Origin of the sequence: Amycolatopsis sp. NPDC057786 (assembly GCF_042797905.1) — a bacterium.
Classification (GTDB): domain Bacteria; phylum Actinomycetota; class Actinomycetes; order Mycobacteriales; family Pseudonocardiaceae; genus Amycolatopsis.
Window position 1 is genome coordinate 20489 of record NZ_JBHVKW010000093.1, and the last position, 13410, is coordinate 33898.

Below are 13410 nucleotides of genomic sequence, written 5' to 3' on the forward strand. Positions count from 1 at the left end.
GACACCATGTCTGATCGGCCGACTCGACGAGGAGCGAAAGTGACGAACGTGCCCGCCTCGCACGAAACGGCCGGTTCGAGGTCCGACAGCGTCAGCCGGTCGGCGTTCAGACGGGTGCTGGCAGGCAGTACGGCCGGCGCGGTGCTCGAGTGGTACGACTTCGCGCTCTACGGAATCCTGGCGGCCACCGTGCTCGGGCCGCTGTTCTTCCCCGGCGGCGACGGGTTCGCCCAGTTGCTGCTCGCGCTGGCGACACAGGGGCTCGGCTTCGTCGCACGCCCGATCGGCGGCATCGTCTTCGGGCATCTCGGCGATCGCCTCGGGCGCAAACCCATGCTGGTGACCACTTTCCTGCTGCTCGGGCTGTCGACCTCCGCGATCGGGCTGCTCCCCACCTACTCCCAGGTCGGCATCGGGGCGACGATCTCGCTCGTCGTGCTGAGGCTGATCCAGGGGTTCGCGCTCGGCGGCGAGTTCGGCGCGGCGGTGCTGATGGTCAGCGAGTACGGAAGCCCGAAACGGCGGGGCTTCTGGTCCGCGTGGCCGCAGGCGGGAGCACCTCTCGGCGCGGTGCTGGCCACCGCCGTGGTCGGCGGGATCGCCTTGGTACTCCCCGAAAACGCCTTCGACCAGTGGGGGTGGCGCGTCGGTTTCCTGTTCGCGATCCCGCTTCTGGTCATCGGCTTCTGGATCCGGCGGCGTATCGACGAGTCGCCGGTGTTCCAGGAGGCGCAGGCGCGGGCCACGGCAGCCGCGGACGCCGTCCGGGAGCGGTCGAGCATCCTCGAGACACTCGCCCACCCCGGCCCCGTCCTCCGCGGTCTCGGCGTGCGGCTGGGCGAGAACGTGGCCTTCTACGTCTACACCGTCTTCGTGGTCGCCTATGCCACGAAGACCTTCGGCTACGACAAGTCCGACGTCCTCCTCGCCGTGGCCGTCGGGTCGCTGCTGCAGTTCGCGGGGATGCTGGCCGGCGGCCACTGGTCGGATCGCGTCGGGCGGCGTACCGCGATGCTGGTCCCGGCGGCAGGGCTCGCGGTGTGGGCACCGGTCTTCTTCGCCGTCGTCCAGGCCGACAATCTGCCTCTGCTCTATCTCGGCATCGGCGTCGGCGCGGCACTGCACGGACTGCTGGCAGGGCCGGAAGCCGCGTGGATCGCCGAACTCTTCCCGACCCGCCGCCGTTTCGCCGGTGCTTCCCTGGTGTTCCAGGGATCCTCGATCATCGCCGGCGCGCCCGCGCCCCTCATCGCCGTGTGGCTGGCCGAAAAACAGGGCCCCACGGCGGTCGTGCTGTACCTCGTCGGCACGATCGCCGTCACCATCGTCGCGCTGCTTCTCAGCGCCGAAACCCGGGGCAGCGACCTGAATTCCGACGGCGGGTGACGACGAGCATCCTGTGGAAGGCTGGTGTGGTGAAGGAACCGCTGTACCGTCGCGTGAACACCCGTGCCAGGTCCGTCCACCACGCCCACGGCGGGGACTACCGGCACCGGCGCACCACGAAATCCGAACGCGACTCCGACCTGACGCGCGGGTCCATGGGCGGGCGGGAACGCCGGGGCCTGGACTACACGCCGTTGTTCCGGTTCCTGCTCGGCAAGATCGGCGAGGACTGGGACGACGTGCGCGACGAGGCCGTCGCCCGGCTCGACTCCCCCGACCCGATCCATTGGCTGGTCGCCCGGCAGCCGCACGAACGACGCGACTACGTGCGGATCGGGCAGGCCAGTTACTACAGCGGCCTCTACGTGGACGACGACAACCGGTTGCGGGCCGTCGACCCCGGACTGGGCGCCGACGACCTGGAACCCGCCTGCCCGTGCTGCACCCACACCTTCAACGGCGTCCGGTTCACCCGGAAGTACCGGCCACCGCTCTGATGGCCACGGCCGGCTCAGTGGCCGCGAGCGATCCATTCGGCCAGATGCGGCGCTTCGGTGCCGATGGTCGTGGGGTCGCCGTGTCCAGTGTGGACCTTGGTTTCCTCCGGCAACGCGAAAAGCCGTTCCCTGATCGAGGAAATGATCGTCGGGAAGTCGGAGAACGAACGCCCTGTCGCGCCGGGGCCGCCCGCGAAGAGCGTGTCCCCGGAGAAGAGCGCTTTGGCCTCGGGAAGATGCAGGCATACCGACCCGGGCGAATGTCCTGGCGTATGGATGATCTCGAGTTCCGTGCCGGCGACGGCGATCCGCTCACCGTCCTCCGTCTGCCGGAAACGGCGGCCGGGGTGGGTCATCTCCCACAGCTCCCGATCCCCCGGATGCAGGATCACCGGGGCGTCCAGGTTCTCACCCAGCTGCGGCGCGACGGTGACGTGATCGTTGTGCCCGTGGGTGCAGACGACGGCGACGACGTTCCGGCCGCCCACGGCCTCGGTGATGGTCTTCTCGTCGTGCGCGGCGTCCACGATCACGACCTCGTCGTCGTCCCCGACGAGCCACACGTTGTTGTCGACGTCCCACTTCCCGCCGTCGAGTTCGAACACCCCGGCGGTGACGACGCGTTCGATCCTCAGGTGCCCGCTCACAGGACCACCACCGAACGCAGCACCTCGCCGGCGTGCATGGCGTCGAAGGCCTTTTCGACGCCGTCGAGCGGGATCCGCTCGGTCACGAACCGCTCCAGCGGCAACCGGCCCTGCAGATACAGGTCGATCAGCATCGGGAAGTCCCGCTCCGGCAGGCAATCGCCGTACCAGGACGACTTCAGCGCGCCGCCGCGGGAGAAGAAGTCGATCAGCGGCATCTCCAGGCGCATGTCCGGCGTCGGAACGCCGACCAGGACCACCGTGCCCGCCAGGTCACGGGCGTAGAAGGCCGCTTTCCACGTCTCCGGGCGGCCGACCGCGTCGATGACGACGTCGGCGCCGAAACCGCCGGTCAGTTCCTGGATCGCGGCGACCGTGTCGGTGCCGGAGGCGTTGACGGTGTGGGTCGCGCCGAGTTCGCGGGCCCAGACGAGCTTCCGCTCGTCGCGGTCGACCGCGATGATCGTGCCCGCACCCGCCAGCCGGGCCCCGGCGATGGCGGCGTCGCCGACTCCCCCGCAGCCGATGACCGCGACCGAATCCCCGCGGCCGACGGCGCCGGTGTTGACCGCCGCGCCCAGGCCGGCCATCACGCCGCAGCCGAGCAGGCCCGCGACGGCCGGGTCCGCGGCGGGATCGATCTTGGTGCACTGTCCGGCGTGGACGAGCGTCTTGTCCGCGAAGGCGCCGATGCCCAGTGCCGGGGTCAGCTCGGTGCCGTCGGTCAGCGTCATCTTCTGTGTCGCGTTGAAGGTGTCGAAGCAGTACTGCGGACGTCCGCGTTTACAGGCCCGGCACTGCCCGCACACCGCACGCCAGTTGAGGACGACGAAATCCCCTGGCCGCACCGAATCCACACCGTCGCCGACACTTTCCACGGTCCCCGCGGCCTCGTGACCGAGCAGGAACGGGAACTCGTCGTTGATACCGCCGTCACGGTAGGTCAGGTCGGTGTGGCAGACCCCGCAGGCCGCGATCGACACGACGACCTCGCCGGGGCCCGGGTCCGGGATCACGATGTCCGTCAGCTCCACCGGAGCGTTCCTGGACCGGGCGATCACTCCGCGCACCTGCTGTGGCATTCCCTGTTTCCTCCACCGTCGACGACACAGGCATGCGCACCCGCGCATGCTTCACGTGAGGTTAAGCCGGGGAAGCCGTAGCGGCGACCTGGCCATCGGTCCAGTGGATCCTGTCCTTTCGACCAGTCAGGCCGACGGCTAGGCTCGCCGGATGCCGGATCCAGCCGACCTGACCGCTCTGCGCGACGTCATCGAGGGCCCGCTGCGCGAAATCGCCGACCGGTTCTCCCGCTTTCTCGCCGACGGCTGGCCCCATCAGGCTCTCGTCATCTTCACCCGTGAGTGCACCGGGCGGCCACGCAAGGTCACCGGCGCGCGGGATATCACCGACAAGGTGACCATCGCCGAACTCGAAGCGCTCAAGGCGAGCGTGCCACCAGGCCATCAGCTGACCACGACGGCCGCTCTCGGCGGCACCACCCGGACGGTCTGGGCCGTGCAGGACCCGATCGGCACCCTGCTCGTGCTGGTCCCCCGGTCGAGCCGGACCCGCTTCCCGCATCCCGCGCCACTGGCCGAGGTCTTCGGCATCGTCGCGACCTCGATCCGCCAACAGGTGACCCAGGCCAGCCCCGACTACCTCGCCGAATCCCGGGCGGCCTCCAGCGAACGCGCCAGGACGATCGCCGAAATGGCCGCGGCGCACGAAACCGCGCTCGTCACGATCCTCACCACCCTGCGGTCTTCCCGGCTGGACGACCAGCGTGCCCGGCTCGCCGCGACCGACTCCGCTTCGGCCGCGCTGGTGGCGCTCCGGTCGGCCCAGAAGACCGATCTCGCCCAGTCCGAAGAGCCCGTGCACACCGCGTTCGGCAGGCTGCGGCGGGAGATCCGGCAAATGCTGCGCCATCACGACGCGCAACTGGATTTCGTCGCCCCGCCGAAGAGCGGGCGGCCGATCCCCGGCGAGATCGCCCACGCCGCCCGCGCGATGACCCGCACGGCGGTGCTGACCTTCACCGGCCAGCCCGAGCTGACCCGGCTCCGGGTCGCCTGGTCGAGCGACAGCACCGCACTGCATGTCGACGTCCGAGATCAAGGGCCGGGCAGCCTGGACAGCACCGGCCTGCGCCTGCAACTCGACGGACGCGCGAAAACCCTCGGCGCCACCGTCCGGATCGACGCCCTCCCCGACTGGGGAAGCCACGTCGCCATCAGCGTCCCCTTCGACCCCGCCGCCGGAGGCAGGCCCGACGAGACATTGCCCTCGACGCTCAACCGCCGCGAACTCGAAGTGCTGCGGCTGGTCGCTCAGGGGCAACGCAACAAGGCCATCGCCGACACGCTCGGGATCACCGAGAGCACGGTCAAGTTCCATGTCACCGGCCTGTTGAAGAAGCTCGGCGTCGCCTCCCGCGGTGAAGCCACGGCCTTGGCGCTGAGCGCCGGAATCACCAGCCTCTGACGGATGCGCGTCACGCGTCCGCCTGACCTCGGGTGGCCGCCGCCGGATCCGGCGTGGCCGGTCTCGTCGTCCTCGCCGGGGACACCCTCCCGATGCAGTGGTCGATGGTGCGCGTCATCGAATACCTGACGAAGATCGATCCGGTGACCGCGGCGCTGCTGCCCACCGTCGAGGCGGCCACCGAACAAGCCGAACTGGTGGACGGCCCGGGGCTTTCACCCGCCACTCCCGCCGCGGACCTGCCGTTCGGAATGCCCGCACCGTATTGGCTGGACCTGCGCGCCTACGATCCGGTGGCGGCCGCCGCGACACGGGACCTGCCCATGCTCTTCCTGCAAGGCGAGCGCGATTACCAGGTGACCATCGACGGCGATCTGGCGGGCTGGCGCGCCGGACTGGTCGGCCTGCCGGATGTCACCTTCCGCACTTACGCCGCCGACGATCACCTGTACTTCCCCGGCACCGGACCGTCGCTACCCGAGGACTACACCCGTCCGCAGCACGTGGACCCCGCGGTAAGCGCCGACATCGCCGCCTGGCTCAGTCCCCGGTGATGATCTCGGCGCGCACGCGTTCGTTCGGCGTCCCGATGTCCCAGAAGCGAACGGTGCCCCGAGCGGTGCGGTAGTCCCCCGTACCGCCGGAGATGGCCATGTCGAGCGGGCTCGTGCCCCTGGCCCAGATCGACTGCATGGTCACGGAACCGCGCTCGAGTTCCATCGTGATCACGCACTGCATCGTGACTTCGTCGCCTTCGACGTGGATGGTCTGGCACGAACCTCCGCCGCGCCCGGCCTCGCGCCCGTCCCTGATCGCGTTGCCGGAGTAGACATCCATATCCCCCAGGCTGATCCCGGTCCGGCCGAGATCGAGTGCCTGGTACTGGGTGTTCTCGACCTTGAGTTCGAGGACTTCGCTTCGGGCCCCGGTCGGGCTCGGCCGCCGCTCCTGAACCCAGCCGCGGTCGGTTGCCCACTCACGCGTGAAGTCCTCGGCGGCAGGCAGGGTGAGGAGCGAAACGGCGGACAGTGCGACGACGAGCCCGATCGAAACGGCCCAAGCGCGACGTCCCGGTTCCGGCCGGTCCCCGACCGGGCCGATGTCGGCGGGGCGGTCCCGGAGCCGGCGGGCGGCGGGCCTCAGCGCCCACGACGCGACGGCGAACGCCAGGAACATCAGCGGCGGCCCCCACGACACGAGACCGTCGCCGAGTGCCAGATGCGACACCACCGCACCCGACCAAAGCAAGAAGATCCCGGCGTACGCCCATTCCTTGATCAGCCGGAATCCGGGCACGATGATCGCGACGGCCGCGAGGAAATGCCATACGCCGAGAAGGTAGGCGAAATAGTCCGGATATCCGAGATGGGCGAGCTGGGCTTCCACCCAGTCGATCGTCAGAAGATTCCACGCCGATCCGGCGATCAACTCGAAGACGATGACGATGGTGGTGAACCAGAAGGCGATGGAACGGCCCCGGTTCCCACCTGCCGTGTGTTGTCGGCGATCGGTCGTTCGAATACTCATTTCGTTTTCCTGTCCACTCGATCGTCGGCTGGGATCGGCGCTCTGCGCTACCGGCTGAGCCGGCGTGGCACCGTCACCGTGAGGAGCTTGTCCGGGTTTCGGATGACGTAGATGTCGGTGATCTCGTCGTCGCTGATCTCGATCAGGAACACGCCCTCCATGCGGTCGCCGCGGTAGATGACCAGCGCGGGCGTGTTGTTGCACCTGACCAGTTCGAAACGCAGGTCCGGTATTCCCCGCCGCTTGTGGAAAAGGCTCACGAGGCGTGCGGCCACCCTTCGCGCGCCGAGCACCGGCCGTCGTGCGGCGAGGGTCTTGCCGCCGCCGTCGGCCGTGAAGGTGGCGTCCTTCGCGAGCAGCGCGAGCAGCCCTCGCAGGTCACCCGTGGTGGCCGCGGTCATGAACTGCTCCGCGATCCGGGTGCTGGTCGCGGTGTCGGCGGGTTCGAACCGCCTGCGCCGGGCCCGCACGTGCTTGCGGGCGCGGTGCGCCGCCTGCCGCACCGTCGCCACGGATTTGCCCACCGTGGTGGCGATGTCTTCGTGGGTGAAGCCGAACACCTCGCGCAACACGAAGATCACCCGCTCGTCGGGGGTGAGGGTTTCCAGCACCACGAGCATCGCCATGGAGACGGATTCGGCGAGCACCACGTCGGCCGACGCGTCGTTCTCGTCGAGCAGCACCGGCTCGGGTAGCCACGGGCCGACATAGTCCTCCCGGCGGCGTGCGCTCGCCCGCAACGCGTTGAGCGCCTGCCGGGTCACCAGCCGCGCCAGGTACGACTTGGTGTCCCGTACCCTCCCGATGTCCACTTCGGACCATCGCAGATAACTGTCCTGCAACACGTCGTCGGACTCGGTCGCCGAGCCGAGTATCTCGTAGGCGATGGTGAAAAGCAGCGGCCTCAACGAAGTGAACCGTTCGGCATGGACGTCGGTGGTCACGACGACGTGACTCCCCGCTCCCCGGTGGCGTCCCGCTCGGGACGGGATCCGCCCTTGGGCCAGATCAGGGAACCCGGTTTGCGGGCCTCCCTGCGAATCTTCGCCACCCCGAGCTTGCCCGTCAGCTCCTTGATCGCCGCGCCGGGCCTGCCGCCGATGTGGAGGTTCACCGGGCTGTCGTCCTTGCCGGCGAGCTGGCGGACGGCGCTGCGCCTGCCCAGGCTGACGCACGCCCCCGAAAAGGCCACGCTGAGCACTCCCGGCTCGGTTCCGGCGAGGCGGCTCAGCACGGTGTCCGCGGCCTGCGCGCCCAGTGGCCCGGCGGCGTACGAACTCATCCGCAGTGCCTGCCCCGACGGCGCCGCGGCATCACCCGCCGCGACGACCCGGTCGTCGTCGACGCTCGTCAGCGTCTCGTCCGTGAGCAGCCTGCCGAGCGCGTCGGTGCGCAACCCGCTGGCTCCGGCCAGTTCGGGCACGCCGAAACCGGCCGCCCAGACGGTGAGCGCGCTCGACCGCGCCGCGCCGCTCGCGAAGACGATCTCGTCCGGACGGACCTCGGCGACCCTGTTGTTCTCGAGCACGGTGACGCCGTGCCGGGACAGCCACCTGGCGATGGACCGGCGCCCCGATGCGCCGAACGTCGGTGCCAGGATCGTGTCGCACACCATCGTGACCACGCGTCCTCGCTCCGCCAGTTCGGCGGCGGTCTCGATACCGGTCAGCCCGCCGCCGACGACGGTGACCGGCGCGTCGAGCGGCACTTCGCCCAGCCTGGTGCGCAGCCGCTGGGCGAGCTCGAATTCGCTGAGGGAGAAGGCGAACTCGGCCGCCCCGGGCACCGACGGTGGCGCCCCGCTACTGCCGACCGCGTAGATGACGTAGTCGTAGTCCAGCGCGTCCCCGGAAGCCAGCCGCACCATCCGGGCGGAGGTGTCGACGCGGATGGCTTCGTCGACGACGAGCCGGACCTCTGCGCCGAGCAGTGTGCCGTAGTCCACCTCGGCCTCGCCGGTACCGGCAACGAACTGGTGCAGCCGCACGCGGTCGACGAAAACCGGACGAGGATTGACCACCGTGACGTCCACATCGGAACGCACCCGCAGCCGGTTGGCCGCGACCGCTCCGGCGTAGCCGCCACCGACCACGACTACCTTGTTGTTCGGTGTGCTGTGTTCGGACATGCCTCCCAAGACACCGCGGACCCACCGAAACGTGACACCGTGCCCTGTGACCCGACCCACACCGCCCCGCACGGCAGGCCGGTCTCCGCAGGCAGGTGTCGCGACCACCTGCGGGGCACCACCGCCCGACCCCACTGCCCACAGAGGAAGCGGTACCCGATTGATCCGGTTTGGGTGATTTCACCCAGGTCGAGAGTGATGAAAACAGTTGGACCTGGTCTCAAAACTCGGCGTGTCGCTAGGTGAACCAACGGCCCGCCCCTGGCTCCGCACCGCCCGCCTGTGGGCCCGGCCCGACGGACCGGAGGTCTGTCAGAGAGACTGGGGGCCAGTGCCCGCCCTCTCGACCTGGAGCCTTTTATGCCGCAAGGGACCGTCCGCTGGTTCGACGCCGAACGGGGTTTCGGCTTCCTCGCGCCCGAGGACGACTCGCCGGACCTGTTCGTGCACGCCTCCGAGATCGTCGGGGACGGCGGCGCGAAAATGCTCCGCGAGGGTCAGGCCGTCGTGTTCGAGGTCGGCGAGAACGACCGCGGGCCCCAGGCGCTGCGCGTTCGCGTCACCGCCGACGCGGCCACCGGCAGCGCCGTGGGCCTGCTCGGCACCGTCAACTGGTACGAGCCGGGCAAGGGGTACGGCTTCGCGTCGCCGGACGGCGGCGGCGCCGACATCTTCGTGCACAGCTCCGCCATCGTGACCGGCGGCGTGGTCACCGAGGGGCAGCGGGTGGCCTTCCTGATCGTCGAAGGCGAGCGCGGCCCGCAGGCCGGGCACGTGATCCCGCTGGGAGCAGGGGCAGGCTCACCCGCTGCGACTGGTATCGCGGACGGCGCCGACGGCACGGTGGCCTGGTACGACGAGGACAAGGGCTTCGGCTTCATCAACCCCGACTCCGGCGCCGGGGACGTCTTCGTTCACGCCCGGGCCCTGGCCGAGGGGCTGACGTGGCTCGCGGAGGGCGACCGCGTCGCCTACGAGGTGGCCAGTGGAGACAAGGGCCCGCAGGCCCGCGACGTGCACCTGGTCCGGGGCGCCGAGCCCCAGACGGCGCCGCAGCGGTCGGCACCTGCCGCGGCCGCGGGGCCGGCGGCGCGGGACGTGCCCGTACGAGGCGGCGAGGGCGTCGTCGCGCGCTACGACGACGACCGCGGCTTCGGCTTCATCACCCCGGACGCAGGCGGCGACGATCTCTTCGCCCACGCGTCCGTGATCATGGGGTCGGAGCCGCTGCAGAAGGGTGACCGGGTCCGGTACGCGGTGCGTCAGAGCGACCGGGGCCCGCAGGCCGACCGCATCGAACGCCTCTGAAGAGGCGGCCCCACCGATGGCTGATCACTTCCCGACGAGAGTGCTCGTTCATCCCCGTCGATGGTGCCGTCGGCAACGCGGCCGCGCTCTCCTCCAGGAGATCGATCTCCCTCGTGGTGACGTGGGCCCCGTGCCGACCCGAGGACCTGCTCCGCGCTCAGAAGCTCACCAGCCACCCCCACCCAACGACACAGAGCCACCGATGTATCCCATACGAGTGAATGGATGCGTTAGACCTGGTCGCAGAGCTCGATCTTCATGAGTCGGCGGACGTTGATCACGATGCAGGCCAGCGTGGTGCGTTCGGTCCGGTCGTAGCGCAGCCCGAGGCGTTTGAACCGCGGCAGCCAGGAGATGGTGCCTTCGACGACCCAGCGGACCCGGCCGAGGCGGGGCCTGCCCTCAATCCCGCGCCGGGCGATACGGACCTTGATACCGCGGCGGGTCAGGTAGCGGCGGTAGTCGTAGCCCTTGTCGGCGAGCGGCTTGTCCGGTCGGCATCGTGGCCGGCCCGCCCGGCCGTGGTGGCCGCGCACGGTCGGGTTCGTGTCCAGCAGCGGCTCGAACAGCATGCAGTCGTGGGTGTTCGCCACCGACAACATGATGTGCGGCGGTAGCCCGTTCGCGTCGCACAGAACGTGGTACTAGGAGCCGGCTCTACCCCGGTCAGTGAGGCTGCGGCCGGTCAGCTCGCCCCCTTTTCGACCGCACCGGCACCGCGTCGATGCAGCCTCTGGTCCAGTCGAGCTCGTCGATGTTGGACAGCTCGTCGAGCACGAGCTGGTGCGGCCGGTCCCACACGCCGGCGTCCCGCCACTCACGTAGGTCTCGCCGGCGGCGGCCGGTGTCGAGCACGAACGAGATCCCCTCCAGCGCGGCACGGTCATCGATCCGGGGCCGCCCCACCCGGACCGCGCGGCGCTGGCCGGGACGGGATCAGGGGTTCGATCAGCTCCCACGATCGACGACCAGGACCGGCAGGTTACGCGGTGACACACCCTCAAGTTTTGAGACCAGGTCTTAGCACCATCCGAACATCCGGCCGCCAAAAATCGTCCTTTGTGGACACTTTTGTCGACTTGCAGGACGCCACCTAGTTCGGAATGAAGATGACCCGGACCGAGCCGTCGTAAGGGACGACGATGGTGCCCGAGCGGCCGTTGCGTTCCGCGGTGACGAGCAGGAGTTTGCCGCCTGCTTCGGTGAGTACGTGCAGTCCCCGGTACCGGTAGCGGAATTTCTGTCCTTCCGCGGTGGGCAGCAGCCGTTCCTGCATTCCGGGCAGGTTCAGTTGGAGCGGTTCCTGGGTGTCGATCACGACCGCCGGACGTTCCTTGGCGATGCGTTTGCCGACCGTGTGCGCGATGCCGCGACCGTAGGCCGACGCGAAGCTGTTCGTCGCCCAGAACAGGCCGAGCAACACATTGAGGCACAGGCAAGTGAGCACGACGGTCTCGCTCGGACCCTTACGCCGGGCGCGCCCGAGAGCGGCCCGCCGCAGCCGCAGACCGGCCGCCGCCAGTGGGAGCCCGAAGCCAAGGGTGATCGGCGTGGTGCCGGGGAACTCGGTCTGCGACACCTCCGGCCACACGACGCCGACGACGCCACGGGCGAACAGGAGGACGCCGAGTGGCACGAGAGCGACCGCGAAGATTCGCACGAGACGACGCCATCGACGGGAGGCGAGCATCCGCTTGATCCCGCGGACGAGCAAATGCAGCACCAGTGTCAGCACCACGAGCGCGGCCACCGGCACGTAAAGCGCTTCCGCGCCGTGCAGCAGCACTTCTATCGTCGAGAGATCGAGCGCGGTGAGGTCGACACCGAAGTACGCGTACCGGGCGTAGGTCGCGACGTAGCCGAAGTAGAACAGCAGGGCCGCCGCGACGCTGGTGGGTGCCGCGACGGACGCGAACTGGGAGAGCCTGTGCAGGAACGCGCTCTGCGGCGGTTGCTCGTCGGTCACGACGTGGACGGCACTGTCGTCGCTGTGGTCGTCGAGGTCGTTCGGGTGGTCGTCGGCGTCGTGGTGACCCGAGCGCCACCCTCGACCCGCGCGGTCACCGTTTCGTCCGCGGACCATCGGACCGTCGCCGGCAGTTTCGCCGCCGGCACCCGGGTACAAGGCCTGTCCTTCGGCGAGCGGCAGGTCGCTTGGAACGTCAGGCGCAGGACGGCGCGGTGCTCGTCACCGGCGAACTCGCCCACGTGCAACGCGAGCAGGCAGCCGCGCCCGGTGAATCGCGGGGCCGGTTGCAGCGTCCGCCCCTGACAACCGCGATCCGCGGGAAGGGTGTAGCCCATGGTCGTGCACATGTCCCAGGCATCGACCAGCCGGATCGGCGATGGGGCGCGGTCGATGATCTGCACCCGGATGATCGTGATCGGCACGTCCGCGGCGGTGTTGTGCCGTTCGGTGCATCCGTAGCGGTCGGTCTTCGCCGTCGTACCGACCGGGATCGACGGCCACGGCGTGCTGGGATTGCGGTTTTCGGCGTTGGGCCCGCCGATGTTCAGGATCCCGTTCCCACCCGGCTCGCCGGTGTTCCCGCCGGGTGTCTGGTCGGTCGGTTCGGGCGACGGCGTCGTGTACGAAGTCGGATCGACCGTGGGACCGCCGCCTGGCGGGACCTCGTTCCCGCCACAGCCCGCGGTGGCGAACACGGTGATCAACACGCCTGTCACCGTGACCCTGCGCAGATATTTCTCCGATCCCATCGGCCCTCCCGCCGAGTGAGTCGTTCGAACAGGACCGGATGTAACGCCTCCGACCGGGTGAAACGCCTATGCGATCCGGGTGACAGCGTGGAGACCTTGGTGGCGAGGGCGAGCGGTTGCCTGATCTGCCGTCCGAGCACCTGACTGGTACCACAGCCGGCCTCTCGCGGTACCGGTGCTGGGTGGCGGATTGTGCACCATCGTTCTCGACGGTTACGACGATGACGAACGGCCGGATGACTTCCACGAGGCGATTCGTACGTTCCTGACGCTCGATCCGTCGGTACTGACGGCGGCCGCGCCGTCGATCTTCGCCTACTACCGCGATGTCATGAACGACTTGGCGGCCGCTGGCTACGAGGACGGGGCCGTCGAGATCGATGGGCCGCACGATGTGCTCGATCATGTCCGGCTCGGCGACGAGCCCACCGTCAGCCGGGACACCCACGGCGATCAGCACGTCTATGTATCGCTTGAGTGCGAGTGCGACTGGGAACCCGAGCACGGCCTGCAGATCGTGTTCCGGGACGGGCGCACGGTGACCAAGATCGGCCCGTACGACGGCGAACTGACGAATCCGGCCGCCGAACTCGAAGGCGTTGTGTACCACCGGTCGCACTAGCTTGAGTTTTAACCTGTTCGTCGGGGTCGTGGGTTGGTGGTCTTGGGTTTCTGTCTGTGGCTGGGTTTCTGTCTGTTTGGGCTGGTCGCG

12 protein-coding genes and 2 pseudogenes are annotated in these 13410 nt (G+C 69.1%); 6 read left to right on the forward strand and 8 right to left on the reverse strand.

The genetic code is table 11. From position 1 onward, the window contains the following. The first annotated feature begins 39 nt into the window (after nt 1-39). Complete coding sequence (locus ACFVM3_RS33310) at nt 40-1386, forward strand: MFS transporter (protein ID WP_378443882.1); 1347 nt, start codon at nt 40-42, stop codon at nt 1384-1386. A 29-nt stretch (nt 1387-1415) separates the two neighbouring features. Further along, the gene (locus tag ACFVM3_RS33315; RefSeq protein WP_378443883.1) at nt 1416-1883 is read left to right on the forward strand and encodes a hypothetical protein; all 468 of its coding nucleotides are present in this window, start codon (nt 1416-1418) and stop codon (nt 1881-1883) included. A gap of 14 nt (nt 1884-1897) precedes the next feature. On the opposite strand, the gene ACFVM3_RS33320 is transcribed toward ACFVM3_RS33315, so the two are convergent. Next, a complete protein-coding gene (locus ACFVM3_RS33320; protein ID WP_378443884.1) occupies nt 1898-2530 on the reverse strand; it encodes an MBL fold metallo-hydrolase in 633 nt (210 codons plus the stop codon). Then, nucleotides 2527-3612, reverse strand: coding sequence for an S-(hydroxymethyl)mycothiol dehydrogenase (locus tag ACFVM3_RS33325; protein ID WP_378443885.1), 1086 nt, complete (start codon nt 3610-3612; stop codon nt 2527-2529). The genes ACFVM3_RS33320 and ACFVM3_RS33325 overlap by 4 nt, the downstream gene beginning before the upstream one ends. A gap of 151 nt (nt 3613-3763) precedes the next feature. Between ACFVM3_RS33325 and ACFVM3_RS33330 the strand changes: the two genes are divergently transcribed. Together ACFVM3_RS33330 and ACFVM3_RS33335 are read left to right on the forward strand one after the other, a co-directional pair. Next, nucleotides 3764-5017 carry a LuxR C-terminal-related transcriptional regulator gene (locus tag ACFVM3_RS33330; protein ID WP_378443886.1) on the forward strand — a complete coding sequence of 418 codons (1254 nt, stop codon included), beginning with the start codon at nt 3764-3766 and terminating at the stop codon, nt 5015-5017. Between the two features lie 32 nt (nt 5018-5049). Then, nucleotides 5050-5571: a hypothetical protein gene (locus ACFVM3_RS33335; protein ID WP_378443887.1), complete on the forward strand. Its 522-nt coding sequence runs from the start codon at nt 5050-5052 to the stop codon at nt 5569-5571. On the opposite strand, the gene ACFVM3_RS33340 is transcribed toward ACFVM3_RS33335, so the two are convergent. From ACFVM3_RS33340 to ACFVM3_RS33350, 3 genes are read right to left on the reverse strand one after another with little or no spacing between them, the layout of a single operon-like run. After that, on the reverse strand, nt 5558-6544 hold the full coding sequence (locus ACFVM3_RS33340) for a DoxX family protein (protein ID WP_378443888.1): 987 nt from the start codon (nt 6542-6544) through the stop codon (nt 5558-5560). The two genes, ACFVM3_RS33335 and ACFVM3_RS33340, sit on opposite strands and share 14 nt — an antisense overlap. A gap of 47 nt (nt 6545-6591) precedes the next feature. Next, a complete protein-coding gene (locus ACFVM3_RS33345) occupies nt 6592-7488 on the reverse strand; it encodes an RNA polymerase sigma-70 factor (protein WP_378443889.1) in 897 nt (298 codons plus the stop codon). Next, entirely contained in the window at nt 7485-8672 is a 1188-nt protein-coding gene (locus tag ACFVM3_RS33350; protein WP_378443890.1) for an NAD(P)/FAD-dependent oxidoreductase, read from the reverse strand. Before ACFVM3_RS33350 ends, ACFVM3_RS33345 begins: the two co-directional genes overlap by 4 nt. Before the next feature lie 360 nt (nt 8673-9032). Here ACFVM3_RS33350 and ACFVM3_RS33355 point away from each other — a divergent pair, with 360 nt between their 5' ends. Further along, nucleotides 9033-9980, forward strand: a complete 948-nt coding sequence (locus ACFVM3_RS33355) for a cold-shock protein (RefSeq protein ID WP_378443891.1) — start codon at nt 9033-9035, stop codon at nt 9978-9980. A 230-nt stretch (nt 9981-10210) separates the two neighbouring features. Here ACFVM3_RS33355 and ACFVM3_RS33360 read toward each other — a convergent pair. The 3 genes and pseudogenes from ACFVM3_RS33360 to ACFVM3_RS33370 all read right to left on the reverse strand — a co-directional run bounded on the left by ACFVM3_RS33360 (nt 10211) and on the right by ACFVM3_RS33370 (nt 12698). After that, nucleotides 10211-10932, reverse strand: a pseudogene (locus ACFVM3_RS33360) (IS5 family transposase). A 141-nt stretch (nt 10933-11073) separates the two neighbouring features. Beyond that, the gene (locus tag ACFVM3_RS33365; protein ID WP_378443892.1) at nt 11074-11946 is read right to left on the reverse strand and encodes a hypothetical protein; all 873 of its coding nucleotides are present in this window, start codon (nt 11944-11946) and stop codon (nt 11074-11076) included. Beyond that, the gene (locus ACFVM3_RS33370; protein ID WP_378443893.1) at nt 11943-12698 is read right to left on the reverse strand and encodes a hypothetical protein; all 756 of its coding nucleotides are present in this window, start codon (nt 12696-12698) and stop codon (nt 11943-11945) included. The genes ACFVM3_RS33365 and ACFVM3_RS33370 overlap by 4 nt, the downstream gene beginning before the upstream one ends. Before the next feature lie 154 nt (nt 12699-12852). Here ACFVM3_RS33370 and ACFVM3_RS33375 point away from each other — a divergent pair. Further along, nucleotides 12853-13320, forward strand: a pseudogene (locus ACFVM3_RS33375) (DUF6985 domain-containing protein); the annotation flags it as partial. Between the last annotated feature and the right edge of the window lie 90 nt (nt 13321-13410).